The organism is Arthrobacter sp. JCM 19049 (assembly GCF_001310435.1).
Genome location: NZ_BAXF01000764.1, coordinates 1 through 822, shown reverse-complemented (window position 1 = coordinate 822; position 822 = coordinate 1). Strand labels below are relative to the sequence as shown.

At 65.3% G+C, this 822-nt stretch carries 1 protein-coding gene; it reads right to left on the bottom strand.

The window, feature by feature from the left end:
• Window positions 1-730: YhgE/Pip family protein (locus JCM19049_RS16080; protein WP_279403420.1), on the bottom strand; the 730-nt coding region annotated here is incomplete at its 3' end.
• Window positions 731-822 lie beyond the last annotated feature (92 nt).

The following is an 822-nucleotide window of genomic DNA, read 5'->3' as shown; positions in this document are numbered from 1 at the left end:
CCAGGTCCCCGGTGCCCTGCTTCAGCGTCTTGGCGCCATCGTGCAGTTCCACCGTGCCGTCGGCCAGCTGCTTGCCGCCGTCGACCAGCTGCTTGGTGCCGTCCGAAAGCGTGGCGACCCCGTCCTTCAGCTGCAGGGTGCCGTCGTAGACCTGGCCTGCGCCATCAGCGGCGTCGGCCATGGAGGAGTGGATGTCCACGAATCCGGCGATCATCGAGTCGGCGGTTTGGGTGCCCACTTCCTTGGCCACCGAGTTGTGCACCTCATTGGCCAGGGTGTCGGCGAACGTGCCCACCATGAAGTTGTTGGCGTCATTGGTGGTGATCTTCAGCTGGGCCTGCTTGGCCTTGTCGAAGTCGGCCGGGGAGGCCAGGTTGGCGGAGAAGTCCTTGGGGATGGTCATGGCGAACGAGTAGTCGCCGTTGGCCACCCCCTCATAGGCTTCCTGCTCGGAACCCACAAGCTCCCAGCCGAAGGTGCCGTCCTCCAGCAGGGACTCGGTGACATCCTCACCGACCTTCAGGTCCTTGCCGGACTTCTCGGCTCCCTCATCGAGGTTGACCAGGGCGGCGCGCACGCCGGAGAGGTGGGACTGCGGATCCCAGTTGGCATAGAGGTACATGGCCCCGTACAGCAGCGGCACACAGCTCAGGGCGATAATCGCCAGCTTGGGCAGGGTGCCGCGGGTCATGCGCTGCAGCTCGGAAAGAGCCAGTCGCAGAATCGTCATTTGGTGTCCTCCGCGCGGGAAGTGGTCTCAGGTTTTGGGTTGAGCGCCGGGTCGTGGGGCTGGGCATGCTCGCCCGGCTCGGTGTCCCTGGC